Source organism: Salinivibrio sp. ML290 (assembly GCF_001995695.1).
Taxonomy (GTDB): domain Bacteria; phylum Pseudomonadota; class Gammaproteobacteria; order Enterobacterales; family Vibrionaceae; genus Salinivibrio; species Salinivibrio siamensis.
Genome location: NZ_MUEY01000002.1, coordinates 1 through 20614 on the forward strand (window position 1 = coordinate 1; position 20614 = coordinate 20614).

General features: G+C 52.1%; 13 protein-coding genes, 1 tRNA gene, 3 rRNA genes and 1 riboswitch. Of the genes, 8 read left to right on the forward strand and 9 right to left on the reverse strand.

Features of this window, described 5'->3' with window-relative positions; translation table 11 throughout:
- From BZG23_RS02125 to metA, 5 genes are all read left to right on the forward strand, one after another.
- Window positions 1-106, forward strand: a 23S ribosomal RNA gene (locus BZG23_RS02125); the annotation flags it as partial.
- Between the two features lie 121 nt (window positions 107-227).
- Window positions 228-343 (forward strand): 5S ribosomal RNA (gene rrf / locus BZG23_RS02130).
- Between the two features lie 96 nt (window positions 344-439).
- Window positions 440-515, forward strand: a tRNA-Thr gene (locus BZG23_RS02135).
- Window positions 516-522: 7 nt separating this feature from the next.
- A 5S ribosomal RNA gene (gene rrf / locus BZG23_RS02140) occupies window positions 523-638 on the forward strand.
- A 181-nt stretch (window positions 639-819) separates the two neighbouring features.
- Complete coding sequence (gene metA / locus BZG23_RS02145) at window positions 820-1767, forward strand: homoserine O-acetyltransferase MetA (RefSeq protein WP_046073872.1); 948 nt, start codon at window positions 820-822, stop codon at window positions 1765-1767.
- A gap of 37 nt (window positions 1768-1804) precedes the next feature.
- Here the strand turns inward: metA and BZG23_RS02150 are convergent, their stop codons facing one another.
- Window positions 1805-3097 (reverse strand): cation:proton antiporter, encoded by a 1293-nt coding sequence (locus BZG23_RS02150; RefSeq protein WP_077578640.1) that lies wholly within the window; start codon window positions 3095-3097, stop codon window positions 1805-1807.
- Between the two features lie 183 nt (window positions 3098-3280).
- On the opposite strand from BZG23_RS02150, the gene metH reads away from it, so the two are divergent.
- Window positions 3281-6940, forward strand: coding sequence for a methionine synthase (metH, locus tag BZG23_RS02155; protein WP_077606024.1), 3660 nt, complete (start codon window positions 3281-3283; stop codon window positions 6938-6940).
- Between the two features lie 38 nt (window positions 6941-6978).
- On the opposite strand, the gene lysC is transcribed toward metH, so the two are convergent.
- Complete coding sequence (lysC, locus tag BZG23_RS02160; RefSeq protein WP_077606025.1) at window positions 6979-8367, reverse strand: lysine-sensitive aspartokinase 3; 1389 nt, start codon at window positions 8365-8367, stop codon at window positions 6979-6981.
- A 97-nt stretch (window positions 8368-8464) separates the two neighbouring features.
- Window positions 8465-8652, reverse strand: a riboswitch (Lysine riboswitch).
- A 263-nt stretch (window positions 8653-8915) separates the two neighbouring features.
- Here lysC and BZG23_RS02165 point away from each other — a divergent pair.
- Complete coding sequence (locus BZG23_RS02165) at window positions 8916-10049, forward strand: pyridoxal-phosphate-dependent aminotransferase family protein (RefSeq protein WP_077606026.1); 1134 nt, start codon at window positions 8916-8918, stop codon at window positions 10047-10049.
- Here BZG23_RS02165 and BZG23_RS02170 read toward each other — a convergent pair.
- From BZG23_RS02170 to BZG23_RS02190, 5 genes are all read right to left on the reverse strand, one after another.
- A complete protein-coding gene (locus tag BZG23_RS02170) occupies window positions 10046-11716 on the reverse strand; it encodes a Wzy polymerase domain-containing protein (protein WP_077606027.1) in 1671 nt (556 codons plus the stop codon). The genes BZG23_RS02165 and BZG23_RS02170 overlap by 4 nt on opposite strands.
- Window positions 11716-14541 (reverse strand): excinuclease ABC subunit UvrA, encoded by a 2826-nt coding sequence (gene uvrA, locus BZG23_RS02175; RefSeq protein ID WP_077606028.1) that lies wholly within the window; start codon window positions 14539-14541, stop codon window positions 11716-11718. The genes BZG23_RS02170 and uvrA overlap by 1 nt, the downstream gene beginning before the upstream one ends.
- A gap of 136 nt (window positions 14542-14677) precedes the next feature.
- Complete coding sequence (gene galU / locus BZG23_RS02180; protein ID WP_077606029.1) at window positions 14678-15541, reverse strand: UTP--glucose-1-phosphate uridylyltransferase GalU; 864 nt, start codon at window positions 15539-15541, stop codon at window positions 14678-14680.
- Between the two features lie 181 nt (window positions 15542-15722).
- Window positions 15723-16688, reverse strand: coding sequence for an acetyltransferase (locus BZG23_RS02185; RefSeq protein WP_077606030.1), 966 nt, complete (start codon window positions 16686-16688; stop codon window positions 15723-15725).
- A 62-nt stretch (window positions 16689-16750) separates the two neighbouring features.
- Window positions 16751-17458: a LuxR C-terminal-related transcriptional regulator gene (locus BZG23_RS02190; protein ID WP_077606031.1), complete on the reverse strand. Its 708-nt coding sequence runs from the start codon at window positions 17456-17458 to the stop codon at window positions 16751-16753.
- 283 nt (window positions 17459-17741) lie between these two features.
- On the opposite strand from BZG23_RS02190, the gene BZG23_RS02195 reads away from it, so the two are divergent.
- Window positions 17742-18287, forward strand: a complete 546-nt coding sequence (locus tag BZG23_RS02195; protein WP_046073882.1) for a single-stranded DNA-binding protein — start codon at window positions 17742-17744, stop codon at window positions 18285-18287.
- 105 nt (window positions 18288-18392) lie between these two features.
- Here the strand turns inward: BZG23_RS02195 and BZG23_RS02200 are convergent, their stop codons facing one another.
- Complete coding sequence (locus tag BZG23_RS02200) at window positions 18393-19553, reverse strand: alpha-hydroxy acid oxidase (RefSeq protein WP_046073883.1); 1161 nt, start codon at window positions 19551-19553, stop codon at window positions 18393-18395.
- A gap of 145 nt (window positions 19554-19698) precedes the next feature.
- Complete coding sequence (locus BZG23_RS02205) at window positions 19699-20586, reverse strand: LysR family transcriptional regulator (protein ID WP_046073884.1); 888 nt, start codon at window positions 20584-20586, stop codon at window positions 19699-19701.
- Window positions 20587-20614 lie beyond the last annotated feature (28 nt).

The following is a 20614-nucleotide window of genomic DNA, read 5'->3' on the forward strand; positions in this document are numbered from 1 at the left end:
GAGCTCTCTAAAGGGTTGTTCTAGACTAGAACGTTGATAGGCAGGGTGTGTAAGCGCTGTGAGGCGTTGAGCTAACCTGTACTAATTGCCCGTGAGGCTTAACCATACAACACCCAAGAGGTTTTGGGTTGGACTTAAAATAAGCCAGTTGATTGTGGCGAGAACGAACAGCTTTCTAGGTTGATGGTTTTCACTTTTTAAAAAAGTGAAGACAAAACAAAATTTTGCTTGGCGACCATAGCGCTTTGGACCCACCTGACTCCATGCCGAACTCAGTAGTGAAACGAAGCAGCGCCGATGGTAGTGTGGGGTCTCCCCATGTGAGAGTAGGACATCGCCAGGCTTGCTTTCTTGTTTACAGATTTTTGGAAAAATCTGAGGGCAAAAAAGGATTTAATCATCAAAGCAGACTGACGTAAGACTTTGATGAAGCGTTTTCGCTGATATAGCTCAGTTGGTAGAGCGCACCCTTGGTAAGGGTGAGGTCGGCAGTTCAAATCTGCCTATCAGCACCAGGTTTTTCTTGGCGGCCATAGCGTAACGGCACCACCTGAACCCATGCCGAACTCAGAAGTGAAACGTTGCTGCGCCGATGGTAGTGTGGGGTCTCCCCATGTGAGAGTAGGTCACTGCCAAGAGTTATTTATAAGCCCTCCGCATTTGCGGGGGGCTTTTTTCGTTTTTGCCTCTCCTCATTGATCCTGTCTTTTCCTATGCTTAAACAACACTTGTGCAATGATTGATTATTGCTTGAGCTCGGTCAGTGGCTGCGTTATGTTATTAGATATCTGGACGTCTAAACATCCCTAGGAGGCAGTGATGCCGATTAAAATCCCGGATCAACTCCCCGCGACCAATATCCTGCGGCGCGAAAATATTTTCGTGATGACAGAAACCCGTGCGGTGAGTCAAAACATTCGCCCGCTGAAGGTGCTGCTACTTAACCTGATGCCGAAAAAAATCGAGACCGAAACGCAATTTATGCGTCTGCTTTCTAACAGTCCCTTGCAAGTGGATGTGGAGTTACTGCGGATAGATAATCGACCAAGCAAAAATACGCCTACCGAGCATCTTGATACCTTCTATCGTCAATTTGAGACTGTACGAACGCGCAACTTTGATGGTCTGATCGTGACGGGGGCACCGTTAGGACTGGTGCAGTTTGAGGACGTGATATATTGGGAGCACCTTCAAGATGTGATGAATTGGGCGCATAAGCACGTTACCTCAACCTTATATATTTGTTGGGCCGCGCAAGCAGGGTTAAAGTTGCTGTATGATTTACCCAAGAAAACCCGCAAAGAGAAGTTGTCAGGGGTTTACCGTCACCACATTAATGCTGAGTTATGCAAACACCCGCTATTACGCGGCTTTGATGATAGCTTCTTAGCGCCCCACTCACGCTATGCGGATTTTTCTCCGAGTTATCTGGCCGAACATACCGACCTCGATATTTTAGCCACGTCCAATGAAGCGGGTACCTATCTGGCGGCGACGAAAGATAAGCGCAATGTGTTTGTCACCGGTCATCCTGAGTATGATTCTCATACCCTGCATCATGAATACCATCGGGATTTAGAAGAAGGCATGGAGCCCGCGGTCCCCCTTAACTATTACCCAGATGACGATCCTTCGCAGCCACCGTATGTGAGTTGGCGCAGCCATGGGCATTTACTGTTTGCCAACTGGCTAAACTATTGTGTTTACCAGCAAACGCCCTTCGACTTGGATGCCTTTTCCGCGTCTAACTTTACCCTTGATGAATAAAAAAGCGCCCGCGGGCGCTTTTGGGTTAGGGACTCGGTTAGCTTTGATGTTTATCCATTTCGTCTTGTGCTGCGTTTGCTTTATCAACCATGCCTGTCATGGTTGAGCCTTGCACCAAAATGGAGAACACCACCACCGCATAGGTCATGATGAGGATCAGCTCGCGAACATCGATATTTTTTTCCGGCACCACCATGATGCCAGCGGGCACGGCCATTGCCATGGCCAACGCAAGCCCTCCGCGTAAGCCTCCCCAGCTTAATATACGTACTGCCCAAGGGTTATAGGTTCGAAAGCGCTTAAAGCCGAGGTAACACACTTTCACGCTAATAAACCGGGCGAGAAGCACAATAGGCACCACCGCCGCCATAATGATCCAGTCTTCTTTATGGAAACTGATTTGCAGCAAGCTAACCCCGATGAGGAGAAAGAGTAGGCTGTTAAGAAATTCATCGACCAGTTCCCAGAAGTGGTCGAGGTGATCTTCACTTTCTTTAGAAAAGCCAATAAAGCGGGTCCAGTTGCCAATCATAATCCCGGCAACCACCATTGCCAGCGGGCCAGAGACATGCAGCATATCGGCCAGGACATAGCCAGCGCTGGGGATAGCCAGCGTTAACAGCAATTCCATCGAGTGGTCGTTGGTGGCACAAATCAAGCGATGGAAAAGATAGCCAAGCACCAGGCCATATAAAATCCCGCCAACGGCTTCTTGTAAAAACAAGGCAATGGTACCGCCCACCGTCGGGTTGTTGTCGCCAAAGGCTAGGGTAAAAAGAGTCACAAAGATCACGATACCCACGCCATCGTTAAATAGCGATTCTCCCTCTATTTGTGTCGTGATCCGCATCGGTGCTTGCAGTTTTTTCACAATGGCGAGAACAGCAATGGGATCGGTCGGCGAGATCAGCGCGCCAAATAGCAGGCAGTAGAGATAATCGAAAGGAATACCGATCAGCTGAAACACGCCCCAGATACCGGTGCCGATTAAAAACACAGAGACCAATAGCCCGCCGATCACCAGGGTCGTGATCTCCCACTTTTGGTCGGAGAAAGAGGGAAGCTTGACACCAATTCCCCCCGCGAAGAGCAAAAAGCCGAGGACGCCTTTGAGCAAAAAGGTATCGAAGTGGATATCTGTCAGTATTTGCTCGGCCATGGTTTTGAGTGGAATGGCTTGGTATTGACCGGCGACCACTATCAACAAAGACAGTAGGAGCGAGCTGGCGGTGATGGCGATGGTGGTTTGTACTCGACTGATTTTACTATTAATAAAAGCGATAAAGATGGCTGCAGCAGCCATAAAGCTGAGGATTGCGTAAGTTGACATGCCGCTTCCTAGTACAACGAGGGAATGAAAAAATGTGTCAAAATATTAATAGAAATCGTTGTCAAAACGAACAGCTGAATTGAAATAGATCAAAATAAATTGTTATTTATAGACGTCTAGATTTCCATTTTCGCTGTGGTAGGATGAAATGACTGCAACGAGGAAGATGATAAGCGTAATAGTATGGACCGACTGACACAGCAACTGCGCGACCGTATTCTAGTGATCGATGGTGGCATGGGCACCATGATTCAGGGGTTAGGGCTCAATGAGGCCGATTATCGTGGCCAACGTTTTAAAGATTGGCACTGTGATGTGAAAGGCAACAATGATCTTTTGGTGCTGACTCAGCCTGATAAGATCGCTTCGCTACACAGTGATTACCTGGCCGCGGGCGCGGACATTATTGAAACTAACACCTTTAACGCCACCCAAATTGCGATGGCCGATTACGACATGCAGGCGCTGAGTGCGGAAATCAACGTAGCGGCAGCCCGGCTTGCGCGTGAGGTCGCTGATGCGTGGACGGCGAAAACGCCGGATAAACCCCGTTTTGTCGCGGGTGTGTTGGGGCCGACCAACCGAACGTGCTCAATCTCACCAGATGTGAATGACCCTGGGTTTCGCAATGTCAGCTTTGATCAGTTAGTCGACGTGTATGCCGAGTCCACCGAAGCGCTCATTGAGGGTGGGGTTGATATCATCATGTTGGAGACCATTTTTGATACCTTGAATGCCAAAGCCTGTGCGTTTGCGGTTGAAAAGGTCTTTGATGCCCGTGGGTTTCGCTTACCCATTATGATCTCCGGCACCATCACTGATGCGTCTGGACGCACCTTATCCGGACAAACGACCGCCGCCTTTTATCACTCGCTGCGCCATGTTGAGCCACTGTCGTTTGGCTTAAACTGCGCACTGGGGCCGGCTGAATTGCGCCAGTATGTCAAAGAGCTGAGCGACATTTGTGAGGGCTTTGTCTCCGTCCACCCTAATGCGGGGTTGCCCAACGCGTTTGGTGAGTATGACCTTTCTCCCGAAGAGATGGCGACACACATTGATGAGTGGGCGGCGTCAGGCTTTATCAATTTGGTCGGTGGTTGTTGTGGCACCACGCCTGAACATATTCAAGCGATTAGCGACGCGGTGAAAAAACATTCGCCACGCTCTCTGCCTGACCACCCTGTGGCCTGTCGCTTATCTGGGCTCGAGCCCCTGACCATTAATGCCGATAGCTTGTTCGTTAACGTGGGTGAGCGCACCAATGTGACTGGCTCAGCACGCTTTAAACGTTTAATCGTTGAAGAGCAATACGACGAGGCGCTGGAAGTGGCATTGCAGCAAGTGGAAAACGGCGCCCAAATCATCGATATCAATATGGATGAAGGCATGTTGGATGCCGAAAAGGCTATGGTGCGATTCCTCAATTTATGCGCGGCCGAGCCGGATATTGCCCGTGTGCCAGTGATGATTGACTCCTCTAAATGGGAAGTGATTGAAGCTGGCCTCAAGTGCATTCAAGGAAAAGGCATTGTCAATTCTATTTCGCTCAAAGAAGGAGAAGAGGCTTTTCTGCACCAAGCACGTTTAGTCCGTCGCTATGGCGCGGCGGTGATCGTGATGGCGTTTGACGAACAAGGTCAAGCCGATACTCAAGCGCGGAAAGTGGAAATCTGTACGCGCGCTTATCATCTTCTGGTCGAGCAAGTCGGCTTTCCGCCGGAAGATATTATCTTCGATCCCAACATTTTTGCGGTTGCTACCGGCATTGATGAGCACAATAACTACGCAGTCGATTTCATCAACGCCGTGGCCGACATTAAACAAACCCTGCCGCATGCCATGATCTCGGGCGGTGTCTCCAATGTGTCGTTTTCGTTTCGAGGTAACAACCCCGTCCGTGAGGCTATTCATGCGGTGTTTTTGTATCACTGCATCAAAAATGGCATGGATATGGGGATCGTCAACGCCGGTCAGTTAGCCATCTATGATGATTTAGCCGAGTCTTTGCGCTTGGCAGTAGAAGATGTGGTGCTCAACAAAGATGATGGCGCCACGGAGCGTTTATTGGAGATCGCCGACAGCTATCGCGATAGTGGGGAGAACGAGGTCGCGGAAACTGCGGAGTGGCGCAGTTGGCCGGTGGAAAAGCGGTTGGAACATGCACTGGTCAAAGGCATTACAGAGTTTATTGTTGAAGACACCGAGCTGGCTCGCGCCGCGGCAAGTAAACCTCTAGAAGTGATTGAAGGCCCACTGATGGCTGGCATGAACGTGGTCGGGGACTTGTTTGGTGAAGGCAAGATGTTCCTACCACAAGTGGTGAAGTCGGCACGGGTGATGAAGCAGGCGGTGGCTTACCTTGAGCCCTACATCAATGCTGAAAAGCAGCAAGGACAGACCAATGGCAAGATCTTGCTCGCCACGGTCAAAGGGGATGTGCATGACATTGGCAAAAACATTGTTGGCGTGGTGCTGCAATGTAATAACTTCGAGATTATTGATCTCGGCGTGATGGTGCCGACCGATAAAATCCTGTCGGTGGCGCGTGAGGAAAACGTCGATATTATTGGTTTATCAGGCCTGATTACCCCATCGTTAGATGAAATGGTGAACGTGGCGAAAGAGATGGAGCGCCAAGGGTTTGATATTCCTTTGCTTATTGGCGGCGCGACCACGTCCAAAGCCCATACCGCGGTGAAGATTGAACAGCATTACCATGCGCCCGTGGTCTATGTGCCCAACGCGTCACGTGCCGTGGGGGTGTGCTCATCGTTGCTGTCACAGACTCAGCGGCCGGATTTTGTGGCCCGTTTAGCCAAAGACTATGCGGCGGTGCGTGAGCAACATCAACGCAAAACGCCTCGAACCGCTCCCGTCACCCTTGAGCAGGCGCGGGACAATAAGTGGCAAACGGACTGGGCAAACTATGCTCCTCCGCAGCCGTTGAAGCCGGGCGTGCATGTTTACGATGATGTCTCGATAGCGACCTTACGTCAGTATATCGACTGGACACCCTTCTTTATGACGTGGTCACTCAGTGGCAAATTCCCGGCGATTTTGGATCACGAACTAGTGGGTGAGGAAGCGCGCCGTTTGTATCAAGACGCCAATGCTTGGCTCGATCGTTTCGAGGCAGAAGGCTTGGTCGCCGCGAAGGGAGTGTGTGGCCTTTTTCCTGCCAACAGCGTTGAGGATGATATTGAAGTCTATGATGATGGGTCTCGCCAAGCGACGCTCACCGTACTGAACCACTTGCGGCAGCAAACGAAAAAGCCACGTGGTGCCAACTATTGCTTGTCGGACTTTATTGCGCCAAAAAGCAGTGGCCAGCCGGATTGGATTGGCGCATTTGCGGTGACAGGTGGTATTGGCGAATATGCCTTGGCGGAAGAATACAAAGCGAAAGGGGATGATTATAACGCGATCATGATCCAGGCGGTCGCCGATAGACTCGCAGAAGCCTTTGCAGAGTACCTCCATCAGCAAATTCGGATTACCTTGTGGGGCTATGCGCCCGATGAGACGCTCGATAACGATGCGCTGATCCGCGAGCAATACCAAGGGATCCGGCCAGCGCCGGGTTATGCCGCCTGTCCTGAACACAGTGAGAAAGACAAAATTTGGCAATTGCTGTCGGTAGAAGCGCATACGGGGATGACACTTACCGAAAGCTATGCCATGTGGCCGGGGGCGTCGGTCTCAGGTTGGTATTTTTCCCACCCTGAGTCACGTTACTTTGCGGTGGCGAAGATCCAAAACGATCAGCGAGACAGCTACGCAGCACGCAAAGGGTGGAGCAGCGAAGAATCGGAAAAATGGCTAGGGCCGAACTTAAACGGCTAACGAAAGAAGCCAGCACATTGGCTGTGCTGGCTTTTTTATTATTCAAATAAGTCCGCGTGTAACCGCTGCACCACCTGGGTGGCATCGTCATCTTCAACCACAACACATACATTGTGGTTGCTGGCACCGTAGCAAATCATGCGTAGTTTATGTTGTGTTAAGGCACTGAACACCGGCGCTGTCGCGCCAGCAGTATGATTCATATCATTGCCAATCAGCGCTACCACCGCTAGGTTCTCGCAGATCTCGACATGACATAACTGGGTCAGCTCGGCGATAGCCGCTTGTGGCAGCTGCGGCGCGTCGCCCTGAGTGTTAGTTTGATCAAGGGTTAAAGCGACACTGACCTCCGAGGTGGTGATCAAGTCCACCGAGATTTCAAATCGTGCCAAAACCTCAAAGACTTTGGCCAAAAAACCATATGCATGGAACATGTTTAAGCTGGTTAGTGTCACCATGGTTTGGTTTCGTCGTAAGGCGACGGCACGAAACAGCGGTGCCGAGCGCGCTTGCTCGCGGATCCAGGTGCCGCCTTGCTCAGGCGCTCTCGCGGCCCCGACAAACACTGGTATATGTTGGCGCACTGCAGGCAGTAAGGTGGACGGGTGCAGGATTTTGGCACCAAACGTGGCCATTTCTGAGGCTTCGCTAAAACTAATCTCACTGATTGGGCGCGCTTGTTCGGCAATCCGCGGGTCGGTGGTATAAATCCCGGGCACATCGGTCCAAATGGCCAAACTCTCTGCGTCCACGGCTTCGGCGAACAGTGCTGCACTGTAGTCGCTACCACCACGGCCTAAGGTGGTGGTTTGTCCGTGGGCATCCGCGCCGATAAACCCTTGGGTGATCACTCGATGTGTGGCTAAATGCGGAAGCAATTGGTCGTGGCACTGTGTTCGCGTCTGTTGTGGGTCAGGCTGGGCACAGCCAAACTGGCTGTCGGTGCGCAGCAATTCACGCGCATCTACTCTCAAAGCGGTTATACCTCGGCTGTTGAGCAAATGGGTGAAAATATGGGTTGAGATCAGCTCGCCGCAGGCAACTAACGCATCCGTTAGCGCTGTGTCAGGAATGATGGCCGCTTTTTCGGCATACTCGGCAATGGCGAGATGCCAGTGTTCGACGGCTGCTTGCGTGTTTTGGCAATCAGGAAGTTGCTGCAATATTGCTTGGTGAATGGCATTAATGGCGTCCAACTTGGCTTGGCGCACGTCAGGGTCGTTGATCCCTTTTGCGAGCGCGACTAAATGATTGGTCACTCCGGCGCACGCACTGATCACGATTAAACGGGTTTGCGGGTTTTGCTCGATAACCGCGGCGCTTTGCTGCATCGCCTCTAGCGTCCCGACACTGGTGCCGCCAAACTTAGCGACTGAAATTGATGGTAACGGGTTCACGTCCTTTTCCCCTTTTGAGCTCGTGCTCATTGATTCAATATATTCAAAAGTCAGTGGGGAACATCAGAAGTCACATCGTGACCGCGATAAATACCGCGACAAGGTAGGAAGAGCAAACGGCAGGCATTCTGCCAGAAGCGCTCCACCTGTCTGTCCATATGGATGACAAGTGACAGCCTGAAGGATTCAGCCTTCAAGGCCGGCAGCGTATCGACCCCGCTCTTACGCCACCTCGGCATTGTCTCCCCTGGTTATCACGCTTAGGAGTGGGGCTCCGCCTGATAACTGCCTGAGAAATGCACCTCTTCTGCATGTTCAGTCATGGGTTGGTGACCGCATGAACAGTTTTAACATTACGGGTGTGGTCGCAGGGTGTCAACCGTGTTTTTGCTCTTGATGGGGGAGCACTGCCCAGCCCCCGCTTTGAATGAGTAAAAGGAGGCCATTGCGCCCTATCGGCACTGAAAAGAAACATAAATCGCCGCTAGCGATCACACAGTTCATGTGCCAGAGGCTAGGGGGATGGCGAAAAAATATGCTATAACGGTGAGCCTCGGTACCAACAACAAGGATTCGTGATGGCTCGTGCAATTTCCGATATTCAGTCTTTTCAACCCGTCGCTCGCACATTGATGGGGCCAGGGCCCTCTGACATTTACCCGTCGGTGCTGCAATCATTGAGCAAGCCGACATTGGGGCATCTTGACCCCTTATTCATTGGCATGATGGATGAGGTCAAGCAGCTACTGCAGTACGCTTTTCAAACCGACAATCCGTTTACCATTGCGGTCTCTGCACCTGGAAGTGCGGGGATGGAAGCCTGTTTTGTCAATTTGGTGGAGCCTGGCGACACAGTGATCGTCTGTCGCAATGGCGTGTTTGGCGACCGGATGCGAGAAAACGTGGAGCGTTGTGGTGCACATGCGGTGATGGTTGATGATGCCTGGGGCGCTCCGGTTAATCCTGAAAAGGTTGAAGCGGCCTTGAAGGCGCACCCGGAGGCTAGCATAGTCGCATTTGTCCACGCGGAGACGTCCACAGGCGCTTGCTCTGATGCACAGGCCCTTGCCACCTTGGCACGTGAACACGGCTGCCTCACTATTGTCGATGCGGTGACCTCACTAGGTGGAGTGCCGTTGAAGGTGGACGAGTGGCAATTAGATGCAGTCTATTCAGGCAGTCAAAAATGTTTGTCGTGTGTACCGGGCTTGTCGCCAGTGACATTCTCGCCCCGTGCAGTAGAAAAAATGCAGGCGCGGACTCACAAGGTGCAAAGCTGGTTTCTCGATCAAAGTTTGGTGCTGGGGTATTGGAGCGGCGACGGCAAACGTAGCTACCACCATACGGCACCCGTGAATAGTTTATATGCCCTACATGAAGCCCTGCTCAAACTGTATCACGAAGGGATTGAGAACGCGTGGCAACGCCACGATACCATGCATCAGCGTTTGAAAGCGGGATTGGACAATTTAGGGATTGGCTTTGTGGTCGATGAACCTTATCGTTTGCCCCAGCTTAACGCCGTTTATATTCCTGAGGGCGTGGATGATGCCGCCGTGCGCCAGCATTTACTTCACACCTATAACTTGGAAATTGGCGCTGGCCTCGGTGATTTGGCGGGTAAAGCTTGGCGAATCGGCTTAATGGGCTACGGCGCAAGGGATGAGAACATTGCCCTGTGCCTTAAAGCCCTTGAAGAGGCATTGCGCTAGGGCGTCGAATGATCCGGTAGGGTATGGCGGATTGTCCATACCTTCGCCGCGTTTGGATACAAGTAACGTGCTTCTTGCTGGATATCGCGAGCCCGCTGACGGTCACCGATTTGTAGGGCCACTTGATAGGCATGCTGATAGCCAGCAAAGCGTGGTCGTTGTGCGACTTGGCGCAATAATTGGTTAAGGTGTTGCTGGCGCTCAGTGTCAGACAGAGTTGCTAAATTAGCCTGAAAGTGACGGCTTTGTTGTGCGTGGGCCAGCTTTTGCTGCCACCATGGATGTTGCTGGTATAAGGCAAAACGTTGCGAGCTGAGTAAAGAGTCGCGCAAATAACGATTGGCCAAATATACGGACGACAGGCACACGAGTGTCGTGATGACGAGGGCAGTGATCACGGTGCGACTGGCCACACGTTGGCTGTAACCATGAGTGAGTACCGGGTAGCGGCGATATTTGCTGGTGAGGTTATCAAGCCAGTATAGCCAAAGGAGTAACAATACCCCATTGAACCACTGGGTGCCGCTTACCGGATAGATCATCAGTCCAGTGAGCGGAGGTAGCACTAAAGCAATCAAGATCCGCCGTGTCCCTGAGGGAGCACGAAGGATCCTGACGCCGAGCGCCATGATCACCAACACATAGCCCAATCCAATCAATAAGCCTCCTTCCAACAGCCAAAACAGCAGTGCACTGGGCAGGTTCACTGGACCAAGATGGCCGGGTTGTGAAGCAGAAAGCAACAGCAAGGCCTGCTTACCATTGCCCATGCCCACGCCGAAAAAGGGCGTTGTTTGCCATTGTTGCCACGCTAATATCAACGCACGTCGCTCGCCGTCGCTTAGCCATTGCCAACTATCTTGACCACTGAGGGCAAATATCGCCAGGATCGCGCCGAGACAGACTGCCACAAGCCAAGCTTTGTGCTGGCGCCTGGAGGCAAAGCGACTCAAATAGGCTTGCTGTAACACGATGGCACACAACGCAAAGAGCAGCAGCAGGGGCTGGCCTTGCATCGCTAACACTGGAATAAAAACCAAGGGGGTGACGGCTAATAAGCTTTGGCTGATGGGATGGCGGTAGCGGCCACTCGGCTCTCTGGCGAGAATATACGCCGCTAAGGTGAGACCTGTAAGTAGCAGTGTGTGCGTGACCGCAGGGGGCAAGTGAGGCACCCAGTTGTTAAACATAAAAGGCGCCATGCCCGGTGGTGATTGATTGCCCAACACCGACAGTACCGCTAGCCAAGAGGCGAGTAAAAATACCCCGAGTAGCTTTTGCCGCTGCGAATGGTTAAAAACAAACTGTTGAAGGCTGGAGAAGAAACCGAGGCTAAGTATCAAGGCGGCCATGGCATAGCCGCTATTGAGTGCCTCAGCGTGTGGATAGTAATAAGGAATAATCGCCAGGCCCGTTGCCAAACCAAGCATCCAGGTTAGTCGGCTTGCCCGCCAAGTATGCTGACGCACGACTTCTAAGCAGGCAAACCCCAAGGTGAACGCGAGCGTTAACAAGGAAAGCGCCGCTGCAGGGTGGCGTATGCCAACCAGCGGGAGAGACACCGAGTACAGTGGTAAGCAGATCAACCACAAGGCCGCTAACGTTAGTAGAAATGGGGTTGTTAGCGGCTTTCGTATCACGCGACTCTGCGGCAGCGCTGAGGTCATTATCGCTCCAACATCGGTTTGAGGAAGTGAGCGGTGTGGCTACCCACCACATCCACGATCGCTTCCGGTGTACCTTGCGCGATGATTTCACCGCCGCCATTACCGCCCTCTGGCCCTAAGTCGATGATCCAGTCCGCGGTCTTTATCACATCCAGATTATGCTCAATCACCACGATAGTGTTGCCCTGTTCGCGCAAGCGGTGCAGGACATTAAGCAGTTGCTGAATATCATGGAAATGAAGTCCTGTGGTTGGTTCATCGAGGATGTAAAGCGTTTTACCCGTGTCACGCTTAGACAGCTCTCGTGCTAACTTGACCCGCTGTGCTTCACCCCCCGATAAGGTGGTGGCCGCTTGGCCAAGGCGAATATAGCTCAGGCCGACATCCATCAATGTTTGCAGTTTACGCTTGATAGCGGGCACGGCGTCGAAAAACTCACGTGCGTCCTCGACGGTCATCTCAAGGACTTCATCGATGGTTTTGCCTTTATAGCGTACTTCCAATGTTTCCCGGTTATAACGTTTACCTTTACACACATCACAAGGTACATACACATCGGGCAAGAAATGCATTTCCACTTTGATCACGCCATCACCTTGGCACGCTTCGCAGCGACCGCCGCGCACGTTAAAGCTAAAGCGGCCCACTTTATATCCGCGTGCCCGTGCCTCTTGGGTACCGGCAAACAGCTCACGGATCGGGGTAAAGATCCCCGTATAGGTGGCTGGGTTTGAGCGTGGGGTACGGCCAATGGGGCTTTGATCAATATCGATCACCTTGTCGAAATGTCCCAACCCATCAATCGACTCGTAAGGCGCGGGATCGGCGGTGGTCGCGCCGTTTAATTGCTGGTGGGCCACTTTAAAAAAGGTGTCATTGATAAGCGTTGACTTGCCTGAGCCTGACACGCCCGTCACGCAGGTAAGGAGTCCGACAGGTAGGTGGAGATCAACGTTTTTCAGGTTGTTGCCCGTCGCCCCTTTCAGCGTCAACATTTTGTTTGGGTCGCGCTCAATACGCTTTGCGGGAACCTCGATCGCTTGCTTTCCACTTAGATACTGACCTGTCAGTGACGACTCACTGGCGAGTATGTCCTCTAAACTGCCTTCGGCAACAATTTGACCACCATGTGCCCCGGCCCCCGGGCCAATATCAATGATGTAGTCGGCCGCGCGAATGGCATCTTCATCATGCTCGACCACCATGACAGTGTTCCCCAGATCGCGCAGATGCTCCAAGGTATCGAGCAAGCGGGCATTGTCACGCTGGTGCAGACCAATAGAGGGCTCATCCAGTACGTACATGACCCCCACCAAGCCCGCGCCAATTTGGCTGGCCAGTCGAATACGCTGTGCTTCACCGCCAGAGAGGGTATCGGCACTGCGCGATAAATTCAGGTAGTTAAGCCCCACATTGACCAAAAACCGTAGCCGGTCATGGATCTCTTTCATCACTTTTTCGGCAATCTTGGCGCGTTGCCCGGTCAAGGTCAGTTGTTCAAAGAAGTCCAGCGCCTGTTGAATGCTCAGCTCACAAATCTCGGGTAGATTGTGGCCGTCGATAAACACATGACGAGCTTCTTGGCGTAAGCGTGAGCCACCGCAGCTGGCACAGGGTTTGGTGGCGATATATTTGGCAAGCTCATCGCGCACAGCATTCGATTCGGTGTCGCGATAGCGACGCTCCATGTTATTGAGGATCCCCTCAAAGGGATGCTTACGTACGCGAATATCGCCCCGATCGTTGACGTATTTGAACTCGATCTCTTTTGGGCCGGAACCGTACAAGAGAATGTCCTGAACGGTGCCCGACAGATCCTGCCACGGCGTTTCCAAATCAAAGCCATAATGCTCAGACAGCGAGCGTAGCATTTGGAAGTAATAAAAGTTACGCCGATCCCAGCCGCGGATCGCCCCACCCGCGAGGCTGACGGCTGGATTTTGGAGAACGCGCTTAGGATCAAAATACTGTTGCACCCCCAAGCCGTCGCAGGTACCACAGGCACCGGCTGGGTTATTAAAGGAGAACAGGCGCGGTTCAAGCTCTTGCATGCTGTAACCGCAGTGTGGGCAGGCAAAGTTGGCGGAAAAAATGATCTCTTCCCCTTCACCGTCCATCCAACTGATCACCGCGCTGCCGCCTGTTAGCTCGAGCGCGGTCTCAAAAGATTCTGCCAAACGCTGTTGCTGATCATCGCGCACTTTAAAGCGATCGACCACCACCTCAATGGTGTGCTTTTTCTGCAGCTCGAGTGTCGGCGGATCGGATAGATCGCACACTTCGCCATTGATTCGGGCACGGATAAACCCTTGCGCAGCGAGGTTCTCCAGAGTCTTAACATGCTCCCCTTTACGGTTTTTAATGATCGGCGCGAGCAGCATCAGCTTGCTTCCTTCCGGCAGCGCAAGCACTTTATCGACCATCTGACTGACGGTCTGAGCCGCTAAGGTCACATCATGAGTGGGACAGCGTGGCTCGCCCACTCGCGCATACAGTAAGCGTAAGTAGTCATACACTTCAGTGATGGTGCCGACCGTTGAGCGCGGGTTATGCGAGGTGGACTTTTGCTCTATCGAGATCGCAGGTGACAGACCCTCGATATGGTCAACATCGGGTTTTTCCATTAAGGAGAGAAACTGGCGCGCATACGCTGACAAGGATTCAACGTAACGGCGCTGGCCTTCGGCGTATAGGGTGTCGAAGGCCAGCGATGATTTTCCCGAGCCAGATAGGCCGGTGATCACAATCAGTTTATCACGAGGAATGGTGAGGTTGATGTTTTTGAGGTTATGCGTGCGCGCGCCTCTGACGTCGATATTGTCCATTATTATCCTACTACTCAGTCAGCTCACTGGTTGGTCGCCTAGTATGGCACAGACATGACCATGACCAAATAAAAAGGCTGTATATTTACACAGCCTTTACTCGAAGGGAAAAACGCGCGATCCGACGCGGTTAACGTTATCGACGGTTTTTGACCGTCGCTTCGTCTTTGTTGCTTCCGCCAAGGTAGTGGTGCTTGTAGCAGTGATTGGTGGCTTCAATAAAGCCTTCTACGCTGCCACAGTCAAAGCGCTCGCCTTTAAATTTATACGCCAGTACACACCCTGACTGTGCTTGTTTGAGCAGCGCATCGGTGATCTGGACTTCGCCGTTTTTACCTGGCGGGGTCGTTTCTAACAGATCAAAGATATCTGGCGTTAAAATATACCGGCCAATAATAGCAAGATTGCTTGGCGCATCGCCGGGATCGGGTTTTTCCACCATGTTGTCTACGCGGAAAAGGTCATCTTTGATCTCTTGACCGGCAATGACACCATATTTATGGGTCTCATTTTCCGGGACTTCTTCCACCGCGACAATCGAGCAACGGAACTGGTTATATAGGGCGACCATTTGCTTGAGAACGCCATTGTCAGGATGGATGCAAAGATCATCGGCGAGCACGACAGCAAACGCTTCGTCGCCGACCAGATCGCGACCAGTTAAAATCGCATGTCCGAGTCCACGCATTTCGTGTTGGCGAATGTAAGTGAATGACGCTTTCTCTATGGTATTGCGAATGTCATCGAGTAACACTTCTTTGTTGGTGCCACTGATTTGATGCTCAAGCTCATAGTTTTTATCAAAATGATCCATGATGGCATGCTTGCCACGACCGGTGACAATACACATGCCGTTGATACCCGCTTCCAAGGCTTCATCCACGCCGTATTCAATCAAAGGCTTGTTGACCACTGGCATCATTTCTTTCGGCATCGACTTGGTTGCCGGTAAAAAGCGGGTGCCATAGCCAGCCGCTGGGAACAGACATTTTTTTATCATCTCAGATCCTTTCGTTTTTGTTGGGTGGCGAGCGGTTTATGACGCGGTCGACACCCCTAAGCGGGTTGTTAGCAAGCGGCTGCTAACAATGTTATCTGGGTCAATAGTTTGCTGGGTTCAGTGCGGCTAAGCAAGTACTGCGCGCCAACGCGGCCAGATAGCGTGACCGTCCCCGCGTTGCTTAGTCCGCATGGGCGGAAAAATACGCCATAAATGCATCGGTAAAGGTTGATAAGGACGCCGGTGGGAGGGCATTAATTCCCGCCGCCGCGGCGCGGCCACCGCCTGTTGTGAATTGCTCGGCCAACTGCGCCGCCCCAGTAGGACGATTTAACGGGGCACGAATACTGACCATCCATTCTCCTCCTGGCATCGGCGTGAGCACGGCATGGGCTCTATCAGGATGGCGGTTGGCTAATTGGTTGCCAAACATGCCACTTATTCGGCGTGCCCAAGCGGCATCGGGAAGCTGATACACCTGTGCGTTTTCATCGCCCAGCGCCGGGGTTAGGGTTTGCGCATGCGCCCGGTCGCTTTGATACGCGTCAGCCAGTGCCACCACGATGTCCGGATAAGCGTGCATAAAAGCATCGGGGGTCGAAAAACCACACAGGTGACGATATAACACCGCGGGGGGCATAATGAGGTCATCCAAGCTCGCGCCATAGCTGTTGTAGTTGAGATAGTGGCCGAGCTGTGCCAGCCGCGCGCGCGTTTGCTCGTCAATACCCGACTGTCGAGCAAGGGCATTTGCAGTGCGATCCAGATTATCGCCATACGCGCCAACTAACGCCCATTCTCGATACTGCCCACCGAGAAGTTTATCGATAATAAGCGCGGTACAGGTGTTAGCACTGGTATGAATATGTGCGTCTAACAAAGGCGAATCTGGGATGGGACCACTTTGATGGTGATCAGCATAGAACACGCGCGTGCCAGCCGCGAGTAATCTCGCGAGTGCGTCTTGGTTCTTCGCCATAGAAACATCGAGTACTGTGGCCTGCTCGGGGCCTGTGGGCACTTGCTTTAACAGAGCAATATCGCGTTTAACCCCCGTAATTAACGTGGTGGCTTGTGGGTGTGCTAAGCGCCATTGCACCAGCGCGGTAAGCCCATCGGCATCACCGTTAAAGACATCAAATCCCATCCTGTGATTCCTTTTTAACTGAGTAACGTGACATCCTACCTTGATGGGTGAGCTTGACCCAACTAGCGGTGATCGTCGTCGGTGCCAGGATAGGCCTCAAGCCCCGTGGAGCCAATTAGGGATAAGTTGTTTTTCGCCCAAAACACGGCTTGTACTCGGTTTTTAACATTGATTTTCTTAAACACGTTATAAAGGTGCGACTTAACGGTATGCTCACTGACGTCCAATGCACGGGCAATGTCTTGGTTAGAGGCGCCCGTGACAAGGTGGCGTAGGATTTGTTGCTCGCGGTTGGTCAGGACAATGGCCTGCTCATCGATCGCTTGTTGGTGGTGCTGCTGATAATAGTGAATTAACGCGGCCATTTTGTGACGGGGTAGCCAGTACTCGCCAGAGAACATTTTTTCGATGCCATAACATAGGTGGCGGATCTCATCTTCTTTTTTAAAGACCCCTTTGATAAATGGCCAGCTGGCGAGTTCTTTGGCACTTAAGTCATGTGCATTGAGCAGCGCAAAGACATGTTGGTCGGCAAAGGGGATCAGCGATTGTTTTAGCTGCTCGGTGGCAATGTCATCAAAGGCGTTTAAGTCTACCAACACTAAACCGGGTCGTGCGGTGAGCTTGTCAGTGATCGCATCGGGCGTCACGAGCTCAACCTCGCTATGAATTGCTTTTTCTAAGCATGTCATCAGTGCAGACACAGACATGCTGGGCTGAGAAATAAGAAGCAGTGTGTAACTATCTGAGGTGGTTTCGGCCTGGTTCATAAGCATCCTACTGATGATGACTCAACATGCGTATCCGTGTGACGTCAGTGGGGTGATCACCGACGTCAAGGCTGGGCAAGCTTTCCATCAGTCTAAACCATTTTTATCTTTAAGGTATACGCTGCGAGTGATAACCCATTGTGCTGACGCTTTAACTGCAGAATATGGAAACAGATCGCGTGGAAAAGCTTCGAACCTCTGGGGTGCTCGTGCTAGACTTCCTCCTTATTTATCCAGTTTGCGAAATCGTTTCGCGCGCAACCAAGAACAGTGGGAGTCACCTATGGCCAGCCGTGGCATAAACAAAGTCATCTTGATTGGTAATTTGGGCAACGATCCGGAAATCCGTTACCTCCCCAACGGCGGTGCGGTGGCGAACCTCAGCCTCGCGACCTCAGAGTCATGGCGTGATAAAAACACCGGTGAGATGCGTGAGAAAACAGAGTGGCACCGTGTTGTGCTGTTCGGTAAAACCGCCGAAGTCGCGGGTGAGTATCTGCGCAAAGGCTCTCAGGTGTATATCGAAGGCCAACTGCAGACACGCAAGTGGCAAGACCAAAACGGGCAAGACCGTTATACCACGGAAGTCGCGGTACAACCGTTTAGTGGCAGCATGCAAATGCTGGGTGGCCGTGGTGGTCAGAGCCAAGGTCAGCCCATGCAGCAGTCACCGCAGCAGCAAGGTGGATGGGGACAGCCTCAGCAGCCTCAACAACCACAGCAAAACTTTAACCAACAGCCACCGCAGCAGTCGGCACCACAGCCACAGTCGCAACCTCAGCAGCAATACAACGATCTGCCTGATTTTGACGACGATATTCCGTTCTAAAACGGACTGCGTTAAGTGGCGAGTCAACGCCAACGTGGTTGAAACGAAAAAGCCCCTGTTGGGGCTTTTTGCTTTTTGACGTGGTCGGTTACTGAACGGGCTGGGTTAGGCGACACCAGGGCCCGCTTTTAAAAAGTGCGGCAATTGCGCCGGCGTTGGGCATTTTAACTGGCCCATTACTTGGGTCATTTGTTGGGTGAGCATGTCTATCGCATGTTCCCCCCCATGATGGCCCAACGCGCCACAGGCATAGACAAAAGTGCGGCCCAGCAGGGTGAAGTCGGCGCCCATGGCCATCGCTTGGGCCACATTTCCGCCGCTTTGTACGCCACTGTCCATCAGCAGTTTAATCTTGTCACCATATAAGCGCTTGATGGTTTGAATGGTATCCAGTGGCGACTCGCCAACATCTAACTGACGTCCCCCATGGTTGGATAAGACCACCGCGTCGGCACCGAGCGCAACCGCTTGTTTGACATCGTCTGGGTTGACCAAGCCTTTTAATACCAAGGGGCCGTCCCAGTTATCGCGGATCACCTTGAGGCTGTCGAAGTCGACGGCGCCCATCACCGTATTGTTCATAAAGTTCGCCAGTTCGCTGGTGGGCATGTTTTTTGGCATGTAAGGCTTGAGGGTTTGCATCTCAGGCACGCCAGCCAGTAACGTCTGCCAGCTCCATGCCGGACACTGCATCATTTGCACGATATTGCGCAGGTTCATTTTCGGCGGCATCGCCAAGCCATTTTTTATATCGCGCGGGCGATAACCGAAGGTCGGCACATCCACAGTGACGACCAGCACTTTATACCCTGCACTTTTAATGCGACCCATGAGATCTTTACGGATCTTGGCATCCGTTGGGTTATAGAGTTGATACCACGCCGTTCCCTCAGAGATCTCGGCGATGGTCTCAAGACTCGCTGAGGATACGGTGCTGAGCACATAAGGAAGCTTTGCTTGATAGGCCGCTTTTGCCAAAATTTCCGGCGCCTTGGGCCACATTAACCCTTGAAGTCCGACGGGGGCGACGCCAAAAGGCGCGGCATAGCGTTGGCCAAATAACTCGACGGATAAGTCGATCTCTGGGGTAGGCGCAAGCAAGTCAGACTGCAGTTTTACGTGTTCAAACGCCCCGGCATTGTGCGCCACGCCAATTTCATCGTGACAACCGCCGCAAAGATAATCAAAGGCGAAGGCTGGGATACGCCGTTTTGCTGCACGTTTAAGCGAGGGGGTATCGGGGTACTTAGGATTATAATAGGCCATGAATATTGCACGTTGTTGAGGTGAGTGTCTTGTCTCACCCTAGCGCAGTGATTGTTATCGATATATAGATAAAAGATAAAATACTTTTTCCAAAATCGGCTAAGCCCCGATGATAGTTGGCGTTACCTCTTGCTTTATCTGCACACTAAACGTACAAATCTTTAACTTTCTGTTTAATAAAATCGATAAATAATTTGGTTTTGGTGTGGTTGTATTCCAGCTTAGGGTAGTAGGCGTAGGCCGATAATCGTGGTTGCTTTAGGGCTGGTAGCACCGGGACCAATAAGCCTTGGTCGATTTCTTTTTGCACCGTCCCGGCGCCCCCTAAAATGATCCCCATGCCAATCACCGCGGCACTGACCAAGGCTTCAGGGTTGGGTGAGACAAAATTACCGGACAATTGTAAGCGGGTGCCATCTTCAAACACCCGCTCTTGAGGCTGATGCGAATTACCGTAAAGCAAAATATTATGCTGGGTAAGTTGCGCTGGCGTGGTGATGGGCGGATGGCGCTCGAGGTAGGCAGGGGCAGCAAAAAAGCCAGGTTGAAAATCAAATAATTTGGCGGCGATGTAGCTGGCGGAGTTAAAGTACTCGAGTTCACGACTGATCACCACGTCCAGATTCAGATCCGGCAGCTGGCCAGGGGTGAGGGTGGTGAGTTCGACTTTGATTTTCGGATAAATCTCAAGAAACTCAGCAATAAAGTTGACCAGAAAGCGGTTCCCTGTCACCAATGGCGCACCGATACGCAATACACCACTGACCTCACCAAAGGTGGAGGTGGTCTCACTGACTAATTGTTGCCAGTCATCGACCCACGTCTTGGCGCGGTGGTAGAAGAGATCACCCGCATCTGTCATCGACAAACTGCGTGTAGTGCGTTTGAGCAATTGAACCCCCAGTTGGCGTTCTAGCCAGCTTAGGCGTTTTGACAGGGCAGAACTTGAGGTGTGTAGCTTGGTGGCCGCTTGGGCCAACGAGCCATGATCCACCACGCAGATAAAGCTTTGTGTACAGGTAATCCAGTCCATGAGTCCTCGTTGCGTAAAAAGACAGCCA

Bases quoted from the DNA above. Each gene is read 5' to 3' on its own strand.
- metA (WP_046073872.1), top strand. From the start codon at position 820: ATGCCGATTAAAATCCCGGATCAACTCCCCGCGACCAATATCCTGCGG.
- BZG23_RS02150 (WP_077578640.1), bottom strand. From the start codon at position 3,097: ATGTCAACTTACGCAATCCTCAGCTTTATGGCTGCTGCAGCCATCTTT.
- metH (WP_077606024.1), top strand. From the start codon at position 3,281: ATGGACCGACTGACACAGCAACTGCGCGACCGTATTCTAGTGATCGAT.
- lysC (WP_077606025.1), bottom strand. From the start codon at position 8,367: ATGAGCACGAGCTCAAAAGGGGAAAAGGACGTGAACCCGTTACCATCA.
- BZG23_RS02165 (WP_077606026.1), top strand. From the start codon at position 8,916: ATGGCTCGTGCAATTTCCGATATTCAGTCTTTTCAACCCGTCGCTCGC.
- BZG23_RS02170 (WP_077606027.1), bottom strand. From the start codon at position 11,716: ATGACCTCAGCGCTGCCGCAGAGTCGCGTGATACGAAAGCCGCTAACA.
- uvrA (WP_077606028.1), bottom strand. From the start codon at position 14,541: ATGGACAATATCGACGTCAGAGGCGCGCGCACGCATAACCTCAAAAAC.
- galU (WP_077606029.1), bottom strand. From the start codon at position 15,541: ATGATAAAAAAATGTCTGTTCCCAGCGGCTGGCTATGGCACCCGCTTT.
- BZG23_RS02185 (WP_077606030.1), bottom strand. From the start codon at position 16,688: ATGGGATTTGATGTCTTTAACGGTGATGCCGATGGGCTTACCGCGCTG.
- BZG23_RS02190 (WP_077606031.1), bottom strand. From the start codon at position 17,458: ATGAACCAGGCCGAAACCACCTCAGATAGTTACACACTGCTTCTTATT.
- BZG23_RS02195 (WP_046073882.1), top strand. From the start codon at position 17,742: ATGGCCAGCCGTGGCATAAACAAAGTCATCTTGATTGGTAATTTGGGC.
- BZG23_RS02200 (WP_046073883.1), bottom strand. From the start codon at position 19,553: ATGGCCTATTATAATCCTAAGTACCCCGATACCCCCTCGCTTAAACGT.
- BZG23_RS02205 (WP_046073884.1), bottom strand. From the start codon at position 20,586: ATGGACTGGATTACCTGTACACAAAGCTTTATCTGCGTGGTGGATCAT.